The organism is Mycobacterium spongiae, assembly GCF_018278905.1.
Classification (GTDB): domain Bacteria; phylum Actinomycetota; class Actinomycetes; order Mycobacteriales; family Mycobacteriaceae; genus Mycobacterium; species Mycobacterium spongiae.
The window spans coordinates 487,718-505,927 of sequence record NZ_CP046600.1; the positions used below are offsets into that span (position 1 = coordinate 487,718).

The 18,210-nt window shown below is 65.6% G+C and carries 13 protein-coding genes; 5 read left to right on the forward strand and 8 right to left on the reverse strand.

The features are described from left to right. Positions 1-73: 73 nt before the first annotated feature. Together F6B93_RS01880 and F6B93_RS01885 are read right to left on the reverse strand one after the other, a co-directional pair. Complete coding sequence (locus F6B93_RS01880; protein ID WP_211697473.1) at positions 74-4,411, reverse strand: alpha-(1->3)-arabinofuranosyltransferase; 4,338 nt, start codon at positions 4,409-4,411, stop codon at positions 74-76. Positions 4,412-4,421: 10 nt separating this feature from the next. Then, positions 4,422-4,595, reverse strand: coding sequence for a DUF2613 domain-containing protein (locus F6B93_RS01885; protein ID WP_023369784.1), 174 nt, complete (start codon positions 4,593-4,595; stop codon positions 4,422-4,424). 227 nt (positions 4,596-4,822) lie between these two features. Here F6B93_RS01885 and F6B93_RS01890 point away from each other — a divergent pair, with 227 nt between their 5' ends. Together F6B93_RS01890 and F6B93_RS01895 are read left to right on the forward strand one after the other, a co-directional pair. Beyond that, complete coding sequence (locus F6B93_RS01890; protein WP_211697474.1) at positions 4,823-5,998, forward strand: glycoside hydrolase family 3 N-terminal domain-containing protein; 1,176 nt, start codon at positions 4,823-4,825, stop codon at positions 5,996-5,998. A 66-nt stretch (positions 5,999-6,064) separates the two neighbouring features. After that, on the forward strand, positions 6,065-6,691 hold the full coding sequence (locus tag F6B93_RS01895) for a TetR/AcrR family transcriptional regulator (protein WP_211697475.1): 627 nt from the start codon (positions 6,065-6,067) through the stop codon (positions 6,689-6,691). A gap of 6 nt (positions 6,692-6,697) precedes the next feature. Here the strand turns inward: F6B93_RS01895 and F6B93_RS01900 are convergent, their stop codons facing one another. Next, entirely contained in the window at positions 6,698-7,510 is an 813-nt protein-coding gene (locus F6B93_RS01900) for a M15 family metallopeptidase (RefSeq protein WP_246540968.1), read from the reverse strand. A 147-nt stretch (positions 7,511-7,657) separates the two neighbouring features. Between F6B93_RS01900 and F6B93_RS01905 the strand changes: the two genes are divergently transcribed. Then, positions 7,658-8,938: a chloride channel protein gene (locus F6B93_RS01905; RefSeq protein ID WP_211697476.1), complete on the forward strand. Its 1,281-nt coding sequence runs from the start codon at positions 7,658-7,660 to the stop codon at positions 8,936-8,938. On the opposite strand, the gene F6B93_RS01910 is transcribed toward F6B93_RS01905, so the two are convergent. Both F6B93_RS01910 and F6B93_RS01915 read right to left on the reverse strand, forming a co-directional pair. After that, a complete protein-coding gene (locus F6B93_RS01910) occupies positions 8,933-9,784 on the reverse strand; it encodes a MaoC/PaaZ C-terminal domain-containing protein (protein WP_211697477.1) in 852 nt (283 codons plus the stop codon). The genes F6B93_RS01905 and F6B93_RS01910 overlap by 6 nt on opposite strands. 32 nt (positions 9,785-9,816) lie before the next feature. After that, positions 9,817-11,193, reverse strand: a complete 1,377-nt coding sequence (locus tag F6B93_RS01915; RefSeq protein WP_211697478.1) for a 3-oxoacyl-ACP reductase — start codon at positions 11,191-11,193, stop codon at positions 9,817-9,819. Between the two features lie 151 nt (positions 11,194-11,344). Here F6B93_RS01915 and F6B93_RS01920 point away from each other — a divergent pair, with 151 nt between their 5' ends. After that, the gene (locus tag F6B93_RS01920; RefSeq protein WP_211697479.1) at positions 11,345-12,697 is read left to right on the forward strand and encodes an acetyl-CoA C-acetyltransferase; all 1,353 of its coding nucleotides are present in this window, start codon (positions 11,345-11,347) and stop codon (positions 12,695-12,697) included. A gap of 114 nt (positions 12,698-12,811) precedes the next feature. Here F6B93_RS01920 and F6B93_RS01925 read toward each other — a convergent pair whose 3' ends face one another. Then, positions 12,812-14,647, reverse strand: coding sequence for an acyl-CoA dehydrogenase (locus F6B93_RS01925; RefSeq protein WP_211697480.1), 1,836 nt, complete (start codon positions 14,645-14,647; stop codon positions 12,812-12,814). A 326-nt stretch (positions 14,648-14,973) separates the two neighbouring features. On the opposite strand from F6B93_RS01925, the gene F6B93_RS01930 reads away from it, so the two are divergent. Then, positions 14,974-15,462 carry a flavin reductase family protein gene (locus F6B93_RS01930; protein WP_211697481.1) on the forward strand — a complete coding sequence of 163 codons (489 nt, stop codon included), beginning with the start codon at positions 14,974-14,976 and terminating at the stop codon, positions 15,460-15,462. Between the two features lie 27 nt (positions 15,463-15,489). Here the strand turns inward: F6B93_RS01930 and F6B93_RS01935 are convergent, their stop codons facing one another. Together F6B93_RS01935 and F6B93_RS01940 are read right to left on the reverse strand one after the other, a co-directional pair. After that, the gene (locus F6B93_RS01935; protein WP_211697482.1) at positions 15,490-16,236 is read right to left on the reverse strand and encodes a succinate dehydrogenase/fumarate reductase iron-sulfur subunit; all 747 of its coding nucleotides are present in this window, start codon (positions 16,234-16,236) and stop codon (positions 15,490-15,492) included. Continuing rightward, on the reverse strand, positions 16,236-18,170 hold the full coding sequence (locus F6B93_RS01940; RefSeq protein ID WP_211697483.1) for a fumarate reductase/succinate dehydrogenase flavoprotein subunit: 1,935 nt from the start codon (positions 18,168-18,170) through the stop codon (positions 16,236-16,238). Before F6B93_RS01940 ends, F6B93_RS01935 begins: the two co-directional genes overlap by 1 nt. Between the last annotated feature and the right edge of the window lie 40 nt (positions 18,171-18,210).

Genomic DNA, 18,210 nt, shown 5'->3' on the forward strand with positions numbered 1-18,210 from the left:
CGGACGGTGACCGCGAACCTAGTTAACCAGTCGGTGAAGGTGACGCCAAGCGGCAGGGGACTGGGCGTGGCGCCTAACGCGCACGTCGCGCGAGAGTCGGAGTCACCACCGCCGCCGCCAATGCGGCGAGCGAAATCAGCGCGAGCAATTGGACCCCGGCGGAGTGGCCGGCATAGCCGTCGACCGAGCGCCACGGATGCCGCGAAAGCGCCGCCCCGGCCAGGATCAACCCGCCCGCGCTCACCCCGACGGTAATCCGGTCGCGCAACTGATCGCGGTGGCGCAGCGCGTACTGCAAGCCCAAGGCCGCGCCGACTGCGACGGCCCCTGCCGCGCCGGCGATCACCGCCCCCCACGCCAGCACCGCGATCGCCGCCCCGGCTCCCGGCGTCCACGGTTGTGCCGGTGGTTCGTCGTCGCCACGTCGACGCCGCCGTGTTGGGAACGCCAACAGCGCCAGTATCGGCAGCAACGCCAGTCCCAGCCCGAGACCCGCCCGATACAGCGAGTTGGAAGCGAATGTGAGGGTGATCGTGTCGGCATCTCCGGGGGGTACTACCCAACCCTGTTGCCATCCGTTGACGGCGATCGGCGTCAACCGGGCACCGGCACTGGTGCGTGCCACCCATCCCGGGTTGATGCTCTCGGGAATGACCAGCACCCGCGAGGTTGCCGATTGCGGGGCACGCACCTCGCGGCGGCTGGCACCCCACGTTGCCGTTGCCGCGGAAACGACTGGGCTGCTGGCTAACTCGGTCGCACCCTCAGCCGACAGCCGGGCTCCGTCCACGACGAAGGCGGGTCCGGGGCTGATCAACAACTCCTGCTGCCCCGCGGGCAGCGCGATCGGATCGCGCTCGCACGGTAGCGCGGCTACCGGCTCGCCATCGAGCAGTGCACCCACTGTCGTATGGATCGAAGTGTGTACGAACCGGCCGGCGATCGCGATGACCGGGCCCGGGATATCCCCGTCGCAATCAACGGTGATCTCCCGAGCGCGGTTGCGGCCGCCGTCAGCCGCGGCAACCGGATTGCCGTCGGCGCCTAACACCAGAACCTCGGCCAGACCCGGCGGCTTGAGTTGGTCGAAACCCAGTGCATTGCGGTCGATGATGTCCGCCCAGTCGAGCAGGCTGACCGTGACGGTGTCGGTGACTCTGGGTTTCAGCGACAATGTCTGCGGCGCGCTCACCCCGTTGTCGCCCGGCGTCAGCGAGCGGACCTGAGGTCCGTCGCCCAGGTCCACGGCGACCATCGTCGGATGCGCAGGCAGGGTCGACTCACTGGGGAAGATCCGTAGCGCCGCTACCGTGGTGGGCCGCGGCAGGGTGACGGTGAGCGTCGGCGGGGTCTTGTGCTGGACCACTCGCTGCGGCGCCGTCCACGCCGTGGCCGCATCGCCGTCGCTAGCCGCGTAGGCGGAACCGAGCACGTCGACCACGTCGGAATCCCCTTGGGCCCGTGCGCTATCGGACTCGGCGATCAAGTCAGCGAGCTTCGGCCCCTGACGCGGCCGCACCCATACCATCGGGGTCACAGACATTGGGCTCGGCACGGTCAGCATGCGGCTGAAGTTGACCGGTTCTTCGGGCGCCAGCGCCATGGAAGCGGCACAGCGCATGCTGTCGGGCGCCCGGGCACAACCGGGCCGGCCCAGCAGTTCCGGCCCCAGATCCCATCGCGCGATCGCCGAACCCGCCGGTGGTCCGGGAACCAGCACCGTATGCCGCAGATCGACTGGATGGGCGAATCCGGAAGCGTCGTACTGCGTAATCCTGAGATCGGTGATCCCGAACTGGACGCCGGAAGATCCGTCGTCCGTGGCGGCCGCGGTGATCCGCACCCAGGGTGTCTCGCCGTAGGGCAGGGCTGCGGTGAGCGGCTTCCCAGCTTCGTCGAACCGCAGGGTGGTGCTGCCAGTGGCGGTCTCAACCTGGATGCGGCGGACCTGCGCGCCGACCGCCGTCGCACTCGGGGTCAATGTGATGACGGCATTGGCCACCGGATGATCAAAATCCACACGCAGCCATTGCCCGACGGCTGCCTGCAACGCGTTTGACACCCATGCCGTTGCCGGGTCACCGTCGATAGCCGCCGCGGGAGACGTCGCCGGAGCGACATCAGGCATGGCCGTGGAGTCCGACGAAGAACTCGACGCCGTGACCCGACCCCCGATCCAGCTACCGACGACCGTCTCGGCTCCCGGTACCGGATAGTCGGGCACTCGGTTGAACGTGCGCCGAGCATCACCGGGCGCCCGGATCGCCGACGAGTGCTGGTCTACTCGTCCGTAGTCGGTCTCGCGCGCGACCGGGGTGTCGGTGACGGTGACGACCGGAGCCGGAAGGCGAGCAGCCCGAGCATCTGAGGTCAGCAACACCGGCCCCAACGCCGGTTCGCCCAGCAGCCGGCGCCGGTCATCGAGACGCAACAGAACCTCGGGCCCGCCGTCGATGCGCGCCAACTGGTCAGCGTCGGCGAAGTAGGGTGCACCCGGATCACGGCTAGCCGCCACCCGGTAAATCTCAATCGCCGGATACCGCGGCCGCAATCCGCTGTCGGCGACGAAACCCGACAGCGACGGGGGACCCACGGGTGCTCCGAACTCGGCCACCTTCGAAAGTCCCGGCGATCCCGTGATGGCGCGGTGTACCAGGATGGGGCGCGCCGAGCGCGACGTCTCGGGATCCAGATCGTTGCGCACCACCACATAAGAGATGCCTTGGCGGGCCAGGGTATCGGCGAGTCCGGCCGATGGGCGGCCGGCCGCGAACAGGCGTTGCACCGAATCCAGCGCCCGGATGGTTTGCGGCGGAGTCAGCGGGATGGAGTCGCGTACTCCCCAGGGGCCCTCGCCGAGCACTTGCAACGGCTCATCGTGGCTGGTGCCCCACACCTGGGTAGCGAACGGCGCACCCGGGACCACCAACACCCGCCCCGGCATCGGCGCCCCCACGTGGTGTCCAGGCTCGCGACCCCCATCGTCACCGACATCGTGACCGGCATCCCGACTGACATTGTGTCTGCTGAGCCACTCCGCAGTGTCATGCCAATACCGCGGTATCGCGCTGAAGGTGCCCGGTGGTGCGAGTCGGCCAGTCCAAGCCAGCGAGGTGCTGACCATCAGTGCGGTCAAGGCCACGATCCCCACCGCTACCCGTTTGTCCCGTTCCGGGTGGGCGAACGCGCGCAGCCACACCGGGATCGCCGCAGTGCCCGGCAGCGGTACCCGGCCGAGCAGCGCCGCGAAGCCCAACACCAGCGGGATACGGATCAGTGATTCCAGCTTGTGAACGTTGCGCAACGGAGCCCCACTAGCGTCCAGAAACGCCTGCACCTGGTGGGCCACCGGGGAGCCAAGTCCACCGCTATAGCCGACGGCCAACAGGACCACCCCGGCCAACAGCATCGTCACCAGCCGGCCGGCGCCCGGCGCCCGGCGCACGACCAGCAGAGCCAGCCCGGCCAGCCCAGCCGCCGCGACGAGGCAGGTGCCCAAGATGGCCGCAGACCCAGTGACCAACGGCGCGCCCGCGGTTGCGGTGGGCGCTACGAACGGTGTCCAGCTGTCGGTGCCACGCAACATCTCTACGAGAGAGGACCATTGCGTCGTTACGCCGGAGGATTCGATGAAGTCGAGGAACGGTGGGCTGACGGCGCGCAGCAGCACCAGCGCCACGATCCACCACAGCATTGCCACGGTGAGCGACAACAGGCACCAGCCCGTGTAGCGCCACCACAATCGGTTTGGCCGGTGACACGCCCACCAGATGACCGCCGGCAGACACCCAGCCAGGGTGGCGATGGCGTTGACCGCACCCATCAGCGCCACAGCCAGCCCGGCCTGAGCGGCCAGCACCCGCACCGACCTCTCCGAAGCACCCCGCAACGCCAGAATGGTCGGCAGCAACACCCAGGGCGCCAGCATGATCGGCAGGGTCTCCGACGAGATCGACCCGAGCGTGGTCAGCACCCGCGGCGACAGAGCGAACGCCGCTGCGCCGACCACGCGTGAGCTTCCGGTGCCGATTCCCAACGCTTCAGCGACCCGCAGCAGGCCCCAAAAACCGGCGGTGAGCAGCAGCGCCCACCACAAACGCTGGGTTATCCATCCGGGTACGGACAGCAGGTGACCGACCACAAAGAAGCTGCCGTGCGGAAACAGGTAGCCGTAAGCCTGGTTCTGCACCTGGCCGAACGGCAGATCACTGTTCCAGAGGTTGGTCGCGCGCGCCAGGAACCGCAGCGGGTTGGCGGTGAGGTCGAGTTTCGTGTCGGGCGCGACGCGACCCGGCGATTGGGCGAACGTCAATACCAGCGCCACAGCCCCGACCAACAACAACCATCTGCGAGAAAGCGGAGCCGCCGGCGGGGCGGATGACGGTGCCGCAGGCGCCGCCTGCGTCGTCATCGCCGCCGGGCTAGCTACGGTTGCCGTACTCGACCCGGTTGAGCACCGACGACGACGGATCGCCCCCGGGCAATGGCGGCTTCGTGTCCTGCTGGACCATCAACGTGATACCGAAGATCGCGGCCGCACCCAGCAGCAGACCAACCACCACGCTCGCGGCGGCGGGCGCGACGATCCGGTTCATCGATGGCTCCTCGTGGTGTGCGGGCGCGGCCAGAGACGCTAGTGGCAACTTAGCAGAACGGCGTTCATGGCTCGTGCGAGCGATCCTGCGGCGGCAGGTCGGCATTCCGGCACGCCGTCGCGGTACCGCAAGCGTGATCCCGGTCCGGGACCCGGCTGAGGAAGTTCGGCACGCCAGCGGATCTACCCGGAAGTGCTGGTCGGTGGGCGCCGTGACAGCATGTCCGGATGGCTTTTGCGCGCGCACTGGCAGTGCTCGTTACGGCGTCGACGCTGGTCGCAGGCTGTGGGAGCGGCGGCACGGGCACCGGATCGGAGGCCGAGGCGTCAAGTCCGCGGCCCGCTGGCCCAGCTCCGCTCGCCGAGCCGGCACCACGGGTGTGTGCTGAGCCGGCGGCGGTGCCGGCCTTGCTGTCCACCCGCGACAAGCTGGCCCAGCTACTGATGGTGGGGGTGACCGATGCCGACGACGCACGGGCCGTGGTCACCAACTTCCGGGTCGGCGGAATCATCATCGGTAGCGATACCGACTTGTCGATGTTCGACGGGCCGCTGGCCGAGATCGCGGCCAACGCCGGGCCGCTGCCGCTGTCAGTGAGCGTCGATGAAGAAGGCGGCCGGGTGTCACGGCTGCGGTCTCTCATCGGGGGCAGGGGCCCGTCGGCGCGCGAGCTGGCACAGACCGAAACTGTCGAGCAGGTTCACGACGTGGCGCAAGAGCGTGGCCGGCAGATGAAGGAGCTGGGCATCACCGTGGACTTCGCCCCGGTGGTCGACGTCACCGACGCTCCGCCCGACACAGTGATCGGGGATCGGTCGTTCGGCTCGAATCCGGAACAGGTCACCGCATACGCCGGCGCCTACGCTCAGGGTCTACGAGACGCCGGGGTGATGCCGGTACTCAAGCATTTCCCTGGCCACGGGCATGGTTCGGGTGATTCGCACACCGGTGCGGTCACGACGCCGCCCCTGGGTGAGCTGGTCACCGATGACCTGGTCCCGTACCGGAGCCTGGTGACGGCGGATCCGGTCGCTGTGATGATGGGTCACCTGCAGGTTCCGGGGCTGACCGGCGATGTTCCGGCCAGTTTGAGCAAGGCCGCGCTGGACTTGTTGCGTACTGGTACCGGGTACGGTGGCCCGCCTTTCGACGGCCCAGTGTTCAGCGACGATCTATCCAGCATGGCCGCGATCTCCGAGAGGTTCGGCGTGGCCGAGGCGGTACTGCGAACATTGCAGGCCGGCACCGATATCGCGCTGTGGGTCAGCACCAAAGAGGTGCCCGCGGTGCTAGACCGCCTGGAACAGGCGCTGGCCGCGGGCGAATTGGATAGCTCGGCGATCGACGAATCAATAGTTCGGGTGGCGACGATGAAAAACGTCAATCCCGGGTGTGGCCGCTAGCGCGTGTGCGGCGACGGCGCATTGCTTACTCTGTAGTCGGATCGACAGGCTAGAGAGGCGCACGATATGGCAGGTGGTACCAAGCGGCTACCGCGTGCTATCCGTGAGCAGCAGATGCTCGACGCCGCCGTGCAGATGTTCTCGGTCAACGGCTACCACGAGACCTCCATGGACGCGATCGCCGCCGAGGCCCAGATCTCCAAGCCGATGCTGTACCTGTACTACGGCTCCAAAGAGGACCTGTTCGGCGCCTGCCTGAACCGCGAGATGAGCCGATTCATCGATGGCGTCCGCGCCGATATCGATTTCGAGCAGAGCCCGAAAGACTTGCTGCGCAACGCGATTGTCTCGTTCATGCGATACATCGATACCAACCGGGCGTCGTGGATAGTGATGTACACCCAGGCTACCAGCACGCAAGCGTTCGCCCAGACGGTCCGTGAGGGCCGTGAGCGGATCATCGAGCTGGTGGCAGAGTTGGTCAGGGCCGGCACCCGCAGCCCGAGGTCTGACGCCGACATCGACATGATGGCGGTGGCGCTGGTGGGTGCGGGGGAGGCGATGGCCACTCGGCTGAGCACCGGCGACACCGATGTGGAGGCGGCAGCCGAATTGATGATCAACCTGTTCTGGCTCGGTCTCCGCGGCGCACCGGCGGATCGGGATGTCGGCCCCAACCTCGCCGCGGGTTAGCGGTTGCTACTTGCGGTCCGCAAGCGATGCGGGCTCGATCGGGAAGTCAAAGTAGGTGGCTGGATAGGGCTCCGGTTGGTAGGTGAAGTGCCACCACTCGGACTCGTAGTTGACAAACCCCTGTGATTGCAGCACGGATTCGAGCAGAACCCGATTCCGCAATTGGTCACCCTGGATGCGGGCGTCGCGGGTGTGTGCGAGGGTATCGAAACAGTCGAAGCCCGAACCCATGTCGATGGAATCATCGGGGAACCGAACCGATACGGGTGCGGTGCAATCGATGAGCGGCTCACCTGCTAGGTAGGCCCGGGTCGGTAGGGCCGGTAGCTTCACCAGGGTGAGATCAACGGTGCTGCCCCGACTGTGTCCCGAGTGATCGGCGATGTAGCCGTCGCGGAAGAGAGACGCCTTGTCGAGGCGCGGGTAGAACTCTGCCTTCATCCGTTGATCACCGAGATCACCTGCCCACCTGACGAAATCGTCGACCGCCCGCTGGGGTCGGTAGCAGTCGTAGACCTTCAGGGTGTAGCCGAGCTCCACGAATCGCCTTTGGGCACGTTTGAGTCCTTCGGCCGCCGCCAGAGTCAGGATGCACATGGGTGCGCGATAGCCATCGACGCGGTCGCCGATGAAGTTGTGGGCGCTAAAGTAGCGAATATCCTGGCCGATGGTCGGATCGATGTCGGCAAGCGCGACGAAGTCCATCGGAGCAACGGGCTCCGGATGCGCGCGGGCCGGGCTTTCTTCGGCGGAAAGAGGCGCGAGCACCACAGTCAGTAACGCGACGACGCAGCGGGCCATGCGCACCGGGCAGGGCATGGGCTATCTTGGCTGCCGGATGTCTCGCCATGCAACCCAACCGGCGCGCAACCCAGGTGATTTGATCTGCGTGCGCGGGTGACGTCGGTCCAACTCGTCGACGAGTCAGGGCTGCCGGAATCGATCGCAACCGGCTAGATTCGGGCGGTGCCCCGATGGCCCGCATCCTCCTCGGACCGTGCGACGGTCGGAGGCGTCACCTCGCGGGCGTCGCGCAATGTGGACTTCTTCTGCGCCGTGGTCGTGGTCGGACTGCTGGCCGGGTTCGCTGGGTTGTCGACAACCGTGGTGCTGCGCTTCGTTGAGCACCTCACGTACCACTACACTTTCGGCTCGCTGCTCGACGCGATCGCCGGCACCAACCCAGTCCGCCGCGCGGTGGGTCCGATGGTCGGCGGCGGGTTGGCAGGGCTGGGCTGGTGGATGCTGCGGCGCAGAGCCGACGTGCCGCCGTTGGCCGGAACCATTGCCCGTCACGAGCGAATACCACGGTTGTCGTGGAGCATCGATGCGCTACTGCAGCTGGTGTTGGTCGGTTCGGGTGCATCGCTCGGCCGGGAGGGAGCGCCGCGCCAATTTGCCGCGGTGCTCAGCGATCTGTGTACCGGTTGGCTCAAGCGCCTGTCACGTGCCGACCGTGAAATCTTGCTGGCCTGCGCTGCCGGGGCGGGGCTGGGTGCGGTCTACGCCGTCCCACTGGCCGGTGCGCTCTATGCGCTGCGGGTGATGCTGAAGACCTCGCATCCGCGCGCGGTGGGCGCGGCGTTACTTACCTCCAGTCTGGCCGTCGCGATCGGCTCGGCTGTCACCCATGACCGACCGGAGTTGGATTGGCCCAGTGCGGATTCAACGTATGTGCTGACCGCGCATGGGCTGGTCCTGGCGCCGCTGGCGCTCGCAGTGGGGTTAGCTTTCAACCGGATCATGGCGGTAGCACGCCCGGCCACCCTGCTGCGGTCGTGGGTGTTGATCCCCGCGCTCGCCGCCGCAGGGCTGCTGACCGGCATCTGTTCGCATTGGTGGCCCGAACTGCCAGGCAACGGCAAGAGCATCCTCACGGTGAGCCTGGCCAGCGGCATGACACTGTCGGCGGCGGCCGTGATCCTGGTGCTGAAACCGCTGCTGACCGCGCTGTTCCTGAGGGCCGGGGGAGCCGGTGGGATGCTCACCCCGTCGCTGGCGACCGGGGCCGCAGCGGGATCGCTGTTGGTGCTGACGATCAACTCGGTGGCCGGGACGCACCTACATCTGCCGGCGGTATCGCTGGCCGGTGCGGCGGGTGTGCTCGCAGTCACCCAGGGGTCTCCGGTCTGGGCGGCGATCTTCGTATGGGAACTCGCTCGCCCACCGATTTGGCTGCTCGTGGTCTTCCTGGGCAGCGCGGTTGGCGCACACGGGCTGCGCATGCTGGCCAAACGCCGGCTATAGCCCTCGAACGGTCGCGGTCAGGTGTGGATAGCCCTTGGCGACATTGCGCAACGTGAGATCCCAGCTCTTGGCGCTCGCGTTGCCTTCGTCGACGTAAAGTCCCGCGGTGGCGGGCAGCACCATCGGTTTGGCGAACCGAACCGAATAGCGCACCGCATCGGGCAGCTGCGCTTCGATATTCGCCAAGATCGTCGCGGCGCTGAACATCCCATGCGCAATGACGGTCGGAAACCCAAACAACTTCGCCGCGATCGGATTGGTGTGGATCGGGTTGTGATCGCCTCCAACAGTGGCATATCGCCGGATCTGGCCGGGCGTGATTCGCAGGACACTGGCGGGCGGCGGTAGCTTGGCCTGTTTCTCCGGCGGCGGCTTCGGCTCGTCGGACAAGCTGGTGCGTTGCTGGTGCAGGAATGTGGTCACCTGATGCCAGGCAACCTCGTTGCCGACGCTCACGTCGGTAATCAGATCGACGAGCAGGCCCTTGCGGTGTTCACGGAGATTCTCCGCGTGCGTGCGCACCCCGACCGTATCCGTTGCCGCGATGGGCCGGTGCTGCGTGATGTGGTTCTCGATGTGTATCGATCCCATAGCCGCAAAAGGAAAGTCGAAGCCGGTCACCAGGGACATCACTGAGGGAAAGGTCAACACAAACGGGTAGGTCAACGGCACATGATTGCCATAGCGCAAGCCGGTGACGGCGGCGTAGGCTGCGACGTTCGCGCGGTCGATGGGCAGTTCGGCGACGGTCACTGTCCGGGTAGGCAGCTGGTTCCCGCGAGGCACCACGGGTAATGCCCCGGCCGCCGCGCGCAGCAGGTTCCTCAGGCCGCTTGGCTGATTCACTATATTCTCCTCCGAGCTCCGTCTCGCCGCACCTAAGCGCCGATCATGGCCTGGCCGCAGACCCTAATGACGTTGCCGGTCACCGCGTTTGAAGCCGGACTGGCGAAGTAGGCGATAGTCTCGGCGACATCGACCGGCTGACCACCTTGCAGTAGCGAGTTCAGCCGGCGGCCTACCTCACGAGTCGCCAGCGGGATGGCAGCCGTCATCTGGGTTTCGATAAATCCAGGGGCGACGGCATTGATCGTGATGCCCTTCTCGGCGAGTACCGGTGCCAGAGTTTGAGTAATGCCAATCATGCCGGCCTTCGTGGTGCCGTAGTTGGTCTGTCCGCGGTTGCCCGCGATGCCAGCGATCGAAGACAAGCCAATCACCCGGCCGCCCTTGCCGATGCTGCCGTTGCCGACCAACCCCTCGGTAAGCCGAAGTGGGGCAAGCAGATTGACAGCGAGAACGCTATCCCAGCGGGCATCGTCCATGTTGGCCATGAGCTTGTCGCGAGTGATCCCAGCGTTGTTGACCAGGATGTCGGCCTTCCCGCCATGGTGATCGCGCAAATGCTCGCTGATCTTCTCGACGGCGTCGTCCGCGGTGACGTCGAGCCACAGCGGAGTGCCACCCACCTTGTTGGCGGTTTCAGCCAGGTTCTCGGCAGCAGATTCCACATCGATCGCCACGACGCCGGCGCCGTCGCGAGCGAACACCTCCGCGATCGTCGCACCGATGCCCCGAGCAGCGCCGGTCACAATGGCGACCTTGCCGTCCAACGGTCGCTCCCAGTCGGCCGGCGGCGTCGAGTCGGCCGCCCCGACATAGAAAACCTGGCCGTCCACGTAGGCCGATTTGGCGGACAGGATGAATCGCATCGTCGATTCAAGGCCCGTGGCAGCCGGCTTGGCGTCCGGCGACAGGTATACCAGCGCCGCCGTTGCGCCGCGGCGCAGTTCCTTGCCCAGCGAGCGGGTAAAGCCTTCCAACGCCCGCTGCGCGATCTGCTCATCGGTGCTTGCGGCCGCTTCGGGGGTGGTGCCGATCACCACCACTCGCGCGGAGCGGCCAAGGTTGCGCAGCACCGGGGTGAAGAACTCGTGCAGCCCCTTCAGCCCGGCCGGCCCCGTGATACCGGTCGCGTCAAAAACCAGCCCGCCGAACGAGTCGGCCCAGCGACCGCCCAGGTTGTTGCCTACCAGGTCGTAGTCGTGGTCGAGCGCGGTGCGCAGCGGCTCGACGACCCTGCCCGGCTGGTCCTGGGGACCGCCGATCAGCAGGGGGCCGGCTAGCGGCGGGTCGCCCGGTCGGTAGCGGCGCAGTGTCTCGGGTTGCGGAACACCAAGTTGCTTGGCCAGAAACGATCCGGGACCGGAGCTGACAACCTGCGAGAACAGATCGGACGAACCTTTGGGGGCCACTGAGCTGCCTTCCGTTTTCGTGCGGGGTCGGGCGTTGGTCAATACGGCAACCGTATCGAGGACGAACTTACTTCAGAGTAAGAACAGTGGGTAGTATGGCCCGCGACGGCCGATCCCCCAAACTGACCAACCCGGAGACACGGAGAAAAAAGTGGCCCCTGCGAGTCCTGATGCAAGAAAGAAGGCGGCTCAGCCGAGCCCCACAAGCCGGCGACGGGTTGCCGTGCTGGGCGGTAACCGCATTCCCTTCGCCAGGTCAGACGGCGCGTACGCGGACGCGTCCAACCAGGACATGTTCACCGCGGCGCTGGGCGGGCTCGTGGACCGGTTCGGGCTGTCGGGCGAACAGCTCGGTGTGGTGGTCGGCGGCGCTGTTCTCAAGCACAGCCGTGATTTCAATCTGATGCGCGAATGCGTGTTGGGGTCCGAGCTATCTCCGTACACTCCGGCGTTCGATCTGCAGCAGGCGTGCGGCACCGGCTTACAGGCCGCGATCGCGGCAGCCGATGGCATCGCCGCCGGCCGCTACGAGGTCGCCGCCGCCGGTGGGGTGGATACCACCTCAGACCCACCGATTGGCCTGGGTGACGATCTGCGCCGCACCCTGCTGAAGCTGCGGCGATCCAAGTCCAACGTGCAGAGGCTGAAGCTGGTGGGCGCACTGCCGGCCAGCCTTGGCGTCGAGATCCCGGCCAACAGCGAACCCCGCACCGGGCTGTCAATGGGTGAGCACGCCGCCGTTACCGCCAAGCAACTGGGGATCAAACGTGTCGACCAGGATGAACTGGCCGCCGCCAGCCACCGCAACATGGCTGACGCCTACGATCGAGGCTTCTTCGACGATCTGGTCACGTCCTTCTTGGGGCTGTATCGCGACGACAATCTGCGGCCCAACTCCAGTGTCGAGAAGCTGGCGACGCTGCGCCCGGTCTTCGGGGTGAAAGCTGGCGACGCGACGATGACGGCAGGCAATTCGACGCCGCTGACCGACGGTGCCTCGGTCGCATTGCTGGCCAGCGAGCAGTGGGCGAAGGCACACTCGCTGACCCCCCTGGCTTACCTCGCGGATGCGGAGACCGCCGCCGTCGACTATGTCACCGGGAACGACGGTCTACTGATGGCGCCGACGTACGCGGTACCCCGGCTGTTGGCCCGAAACGGGCTGAGCTTGCAGGACTTTGACTTCTACGAAATCCATGAGGCCTTCGCCTCCGTGGTGCTGGCGCATCTGCAGGCCTGGGAATCCGAGGAGTACTGCAAACAGCGGCTGGGTCTCGACGCCGCACTGGGGTCGATCGATCGGTCCAAGCTCAACGTCAATGGGTCGTCACTGGCGGCAGGGCACCCCTTCGCGGCCACTGGTGGCCGGATCCTCGCGCAGACCGCCAAGCAGCTCGCGGAGAAGAAGGCCGATCGCACAGGCGGGACGAGCGAGCCCGTTCGCGCGTTGATTTCGATTTGTGCCGCCGGCGGCCAGGGCGTGGCAGCGATTCTTGAGGCCTGACCAGGCCTGACCAGTCCTGATACAGGCCTGGCCCAGCCCAGGACGCAAAAATCCCCCGGTCACCGTGACCGGGGGATTTCGCTGTGCTGCTCGGTTTAAGCGGCCTAGACAGGCCTAGAAAGCAGCCTCGTCGAGCTCCATGATGTCGTTGTCCAGCGTCTCGATCACCTCGCGGGTGCTGGTCAACAGTGGCAAGAAGTTCTTCGCGAAGAACGACGCCACCGCGACTTTGCCCTCGTAGAAGGCTCGCTCGTCGCCGCTGGCACCCGCGTCGAGGGCCGCGACGGCCACGGCGGCCTGGCGTTGCAACAACCAACCGATGATCAGGTCGCCAACGCTCATGAGGAACCGCACCGAACCCAGACCCACCTTGTAGAGGCTGGTGACGTCTTGCTGGGCGGCCATCAGGTAGCCGGTCAGCGAGGCCGCCATCGCCTGAACGTCGGTGAGAGCCTTGGCCAACAGCGCGCGTTCGGTCTTCAGCCTGCCGTTGCCGGACTCGCTGTCGACGAACTCCTGGATCTGGCCCGACACGTGAGCCATCGCGACGCCCTTGTCCTTCACGATCTTGCGGAAGTAGAAGTCCTGCGCCTGGATGGCGGTGGTGCCTTCGTACAGTGAGTCGATTTTGGCATCTCGGATGTACTGCTCGATCGGGTAGTCCTGCAGGAAGCCCGACCCGCCGAGGGTCTGCAGGCTCTCGGTGAGCTTTGCGTAGGCCTGCTCGGACCCGACGCCCTTGACGACTGGCAGCAACAGGTCGTTGATCTTGTTAGCCAACTTCGCGTCCACGCCGTGGATTGCCTCGGCAACCGGCGCATCCTGGAAGGTGGCCGTGTAGAGGTACAGCGCGCGCAGACCTTCGGCGTATGCCTTCTGGGTCATCAACGAACGACGTACGTCGGGGTGATGGGTGATGGTCACCCGCGGCGCGGTCTTGTCGGTCATCTGGGTCAGGTCGGCCCCCTGGACGCGGGACTTGGCGTACTCCAGCGCGTTCAAGTAGCCGGTGGAGAGCGTCGCGATGGCCTTCGTGCCGACCATCATCCGGGCCTGTTCGATGACCTCGAACATCTGGGCAATGCCGTTGTGCACCTCGCCGACCAGCCAGCCCCTGGCGGGCACTCCGTGCTGCCCCAAGGACAGCTCACAGGTCGTCGACACCTTCAGACCCATCTTGTGCTCAACGTTGGTGACGAATACGCCGTTACGCTCGCCGAGCTCTCCGGTTTCAAAGTCGAAGAGGAATTTCGGCACGAAGAACAGCGACAGCCCTTTGGTGCCTGGCCCGGCGCCCTCGGGACGGGCCAGCACGAGGTGGAAGATGTTCTCGAACAGGTCGCCGGAGTCACCCGAGGTGATGAACCGCTTGACCCCGTCGATGTGCCAGGATCCGTCGTCTTGTTGGACAGCCTTGGTCCGCCCGGCGCCCACATCCGAACCGGCATCCGGCTCGGTGAGGACCATGGTCGAACCCCAGCTCCGCTCAGCGGCCAGCACGGCCCACTTCTTCTGCTCCTCGGTGCCGAGGTGGTGGAGAATCTGGGCGAAACCTGCGCCGCCGGCGTACATCCACACGGCCGGATTGGCACCGAGAATGTGCTCGTTCAGCGCCCACATCAGCGAACTGGGCATCGGCATTCCGCCGAGTACCTCGTCGAGGCCTGCTTTGTCCCAACCGGCGTCGATGACGGCTCGGACCGAGTCCTTGAAGGACTCCGGCAGGGTCACCGAGTGCGTCTTCGGGTCGAATACGGGCGGGTTGCGGTCACCTTCGATGAAGGAGTCGGCGACCGGCCCCTCGGCCAATCGGCTGATCTCGGTCAGCATCTCGCGGGCGGTGTCGGCGTCCAGGTCGCTGTACGCGCCCTCGCCCAGGGCCTGGTCCAGGCCCAGCACCTCAAACAGGTTAAACACCTGGTCGCGGACGTTGCTCTTGTAGTGGCTCACTAGGGTTTCCTCCTCGTTGAGAACGCCACCTGATGGTTGGGTACTTGGCTAAGTTACCCACCAGTAACACGATTAAAATATATCGGCTAGATACTTCAACGCAAGTCCATGTGACCTACATTCCACCAACCGGTGGGTATGCGCCGAGCCCGGTCGCCGGCGAGCAGCTACGACCTGCAGCGATGATCCTCCGATGCGAGTATGAGGAGCATCACAGTGGGGTCCGTCCTGATGCGGCATGCCCGGACTGATACGTGCGCCGATAGGCACCCGAGTAGGGTCGGGTGCGAGAATTCCGTCCTCGGCTCAAGGGGCGAATGAAGTCCGTGAATTCACAGAGCAAGCTGACGCCATCGTCATTGCGTGAGGCTTTCGGTCACTTCCCGTCGGGGGTAGTGGCGATAGCCGCCGAGGTTGACGGCGTTCGGGAGGGTCTTGCGGCGAGCACCTTCGTTCCTGTCTCCTTGGACCCGCCCCTGGTCTCGTTCTGTGTGCAGAACATGTCGACGACGTGGCCCAAACTCAAAGTCGCCCCGATGCTGGGCATCAGCGTGCTCGGTGAGACTCACGACGAGGCTGCGCGCACCCTGGCCGCAAAAACGGGGGACCGGTTCGCGGGTTTGCAGACAGTGTCCAATGACAGTGGTGCCGTCTTCGTGAAGGGCACCAGCCTGTGGCTGGAGAGCGCGATCGAGCAGCTGATCCCCGCCGGCGACCACACCATCGTCGTCCTGCGGGTCAGCGAGGTCACCGTGGACGCCGACGTGGCGCCGATCGTCTTCCACCGCAGCGCCTTCCGCAGGCTCGGGGTGTAGGCGCGCGCCATCCGCGAGTTGACGACGTCAGCGGCGGAAAAGCTTGTTGCCCAGCCAGACGATCGGGTCGTACTTGCGGTCGGCGACGCGTTCTTTCATCGGGATCAACGCGTTGTCGGTGATCTTGATGTTCTCGGGGCACACCTCGGTGCAGCATTTGGTGATGTTGCAGTAGCCCAGGCCATGTTCCTGTTGTGCTTGGTTGCGCCGGTCGGCAGTGTCCAGCGGGTGCATTTCGAGCTCGGCGATCCGCATCAGGAAGCGAGGACCGGCGAATGCCTTCTTGTTCTCCTCGTGATCACGCACCACATGGCAGACGTTTTGGCACAGGAAGCATTCGATGCACTTGCGGAACTCCTGCGAGCGCCCGACGTCGACTTGTGCCATCCGGTACTCGCCCGGCTGCAGCTCTTTGGGTGGTGCGAAGGAAGGGATTTCTCGAGCTTTTTCGTAGTTGAACGAGACGTCGGTGACCAGATCTCGCATCACCGGGAAGGTCCGCATCGGCGTTACGGTGACGACCTCGTCCTCTGCGAAGGTCGACATCCGGGTCATACACATCAGCCGTGGCTTGCCGTTGATCTCCGCTGAGCAGGATCCGCATTTGCCGGCTTTGCAGTTCCAGCGCACCGCGAGGTCCGGGGTTTGGGTCTGCTGTAACCGGAGAATGACGTCCAATACGACTTCGCCCTCGTTGACCTCCACCGTGAAGTCGCGGAGTTCGCCGCCGCTCTCGTCGCCGCGCCACACCCGCATGCTCGCGTTATAGGTCATTAGCCTCTCCGTCCTGGATGCTCGGCCAGCTCGTCGTCGGTGTAGTACTTCTCCAGCTCGGCGATATCAAAGAGCTCCAGCAAATCCTGCCGCATGGGCAGCTGTGACTCCCGGGTGATGGCGATCTGGGCACCGCCCTGGGTGTCGGCATCCTCCGCGGCGCGGCAGACCAGCAGTGTATTGCGCCAATTGGGGTCCATGCCGGGATGGTCGTCACGGGTGTGACCGCCGCGGCTCTCGGAACGTTCCAGCGCGGCTTTGGCTATGCACTCACTAACCAGCAGCATGTTGCGCAGGTCGATGGCGAGGTGCCAGCCGGGGTTGAATTGGCGATGTCCTTCGACCGCGACGTTGCGGTACCGCGTCCAGAGCTCATCCAGGAGGGTCAGCGCCCGCGATATCTCGTCGGCGGTGCGGATGATGCCGACGAGGTCGTTCATCAAGAACTGCAGGTCCATGTGCAGCGCGTAGGGATTCTCCGGTGCCGAGCCGTCGCTTGGCCCATCGAACGGCCTCAGTGCTCGCTTGGCCGCTGCATCGACCGCCTCGGGCGAGGCTGACGGACGGCTGCTGAGGGCTCGCACATAGTCGGCCGCTCCCAGGCCGGCCCGTCGGCCGAAGACCAGCAAATCGGATAGTGAATTGCCGCCCAGCCGGTTGGAGCCGTGCATGCCGCCAGAGCACTCGCCGGCGGCGAAGAGCCCGGCCACGGTGGCCGCGCCGGTGTCGGCGTCGACTTCGATGCCGCCCATCACGTAGTGACAGGTCGGCCCGACTTCCATTGGCTGCGTGGTGATGTCGACCTCCGCCAGCTCCATGAACTGGTGGTGCATCGATGGCAGTCGACGCTTGATGTCGGCGGGAGTCAACCGCGATGCGATATCGAGGAAGACCCCGCCGTGCGGGCTTCCGCGGCCAGCCTTGACCTCCGCGTTGATCGCGCGCGCGACCTCATCGCGGGGCAGCAGGTCCGGGGTGCGGCGGGCCGAGTCGTTGTCCTTGAGCCACTGGTCTGCTTCCTGCTCCGTCTCGGCGTACTGGCCTTTGAAGACCGCCGGGATGTAGTCGAACATGAAGCGCTTGTCCTCGGAGTTCTTCAGAACCCCGCCGTCGCCGCGAACACCTTCGGTGACCAGGATCCCTTTCACGCTCGGCGGCCACACCATCCCGGTCGGGTGGAACTGGACGAACTCCATGTTGATCAACGACGCGCCCGCGCGTAGAGCCAGGGCGTGCCCGTCGCCGGTGTACTCCCAGGAGTTGGAGGTCACCTTGAACGACTTGCCGATTCCTCCGGTGGCCATCACCACCGCTGGGGCCTCGAACAGGATGAACCGGCCACTTTCGCGCCAGTAGCCGAACGCGGCGGCGATCCGCCCGTCCCGACCGGAACCGTCTTTGATCAATTCGGTGATCGTGCATTCGGCGAATACCTTGATCCGCGCCTCGTAGTCGCCGAGCTCGGCGTGGTCTTCCTGTTGGAGCGAAACGATTTTCTGCTGCAAGGTGCGGATCAACTCCAGGCCGGTGCGGTCGCCGACGTGCGCCAGCCGTGGATATGTGTGCCCGCCGAAGTTGCGCTGGCTGATCTTGCCGTCGTCGAGGCGGTCGAACAGTGCGCCGTAGGTTTCCAGCTCCCACACCCGATCCGGTGCTTCCCTGGCGTGCAGTTCGGCCATCCGCCAGTTGTTGAGGAATTTGCCACCGCGCATGGTGTCGCCGAAGTGGGTCTTCCAGTTGTCTTTCGGGTTGGTGTTGCCCATCGCGGCGGCGCAGCCGCCCTCGGCCATCACGGTGTGTGCCTTGCCAAACAGCGATTTGCACACCACCGCAACCTTGAGACCGCGTTCACGGGCTTCGATAACCGCGCGCAAACCCGCGCCCCCGGCACCGATCACGACGACGTCGTAGGTGTGCCGTTCGACCTCAACCATGAAACCTCGCTCAGCTTTTCGGTAATGACTTGCTATTTCC

What these genes read in the sequence shown, in the direction of transcription:
- F6B93_RS01880 (WP_211697473.1), bottom strand. Translation starts at nt 4,411, where the DNA reads ATGACGACGCAGGCGGCGCCTGCGGCACCGTCATCCGCCCCGCCGGCG.
- F6B93_RS01885 (WP_023369784.1), bottom strand. Translation starts at nt 4,595, where the DNA reads ATGAACCGGATCGTCGCGCCCGCCGCCGCGAGCGTGGTGGTTGGTCTG.
- F6B93_RS01890 (WP_211697474.1), top strand. Translation starts at nt 4,823, where the DNA reads ATGGCTTTTGCGCGCGCACTGGCAGTGCTCGTTACGGCGTCGACGCTG.
- F6B93_RS01895 (WP_211697475.1), top strand. Translation starts at nt 6,065, where the DNA reads ATGGCAGGTGGTACCAAGCGGCTACCGCGTGCTATCCGTGAGCAGCAG.
- F6B93_RS01900 (WP_246540968.1), bottom strand. Translation starts at nt 7,510, where the DNA reads ATGCCCTGCCCGGTGCGCATGGCCCGCTGCGTCGTCGCGTTACTGACT.
- F6B93_RS01935 (WP_211697482.1), bottom strand. Translation starts at nt 16,236, where the DNA reads ATGACCTATAACGCGAGCATGCGGGTGTGGCGCGGCGACGAGAGCGGC.
- F6B93_RS01940 (WP_211697483.1), bottom strand. Translation starts at nt 18,170, where the DNA reads ATGGTTGAGGTCGAACGGCACACCTACGACGTCGTCGTGATCGGTGCC.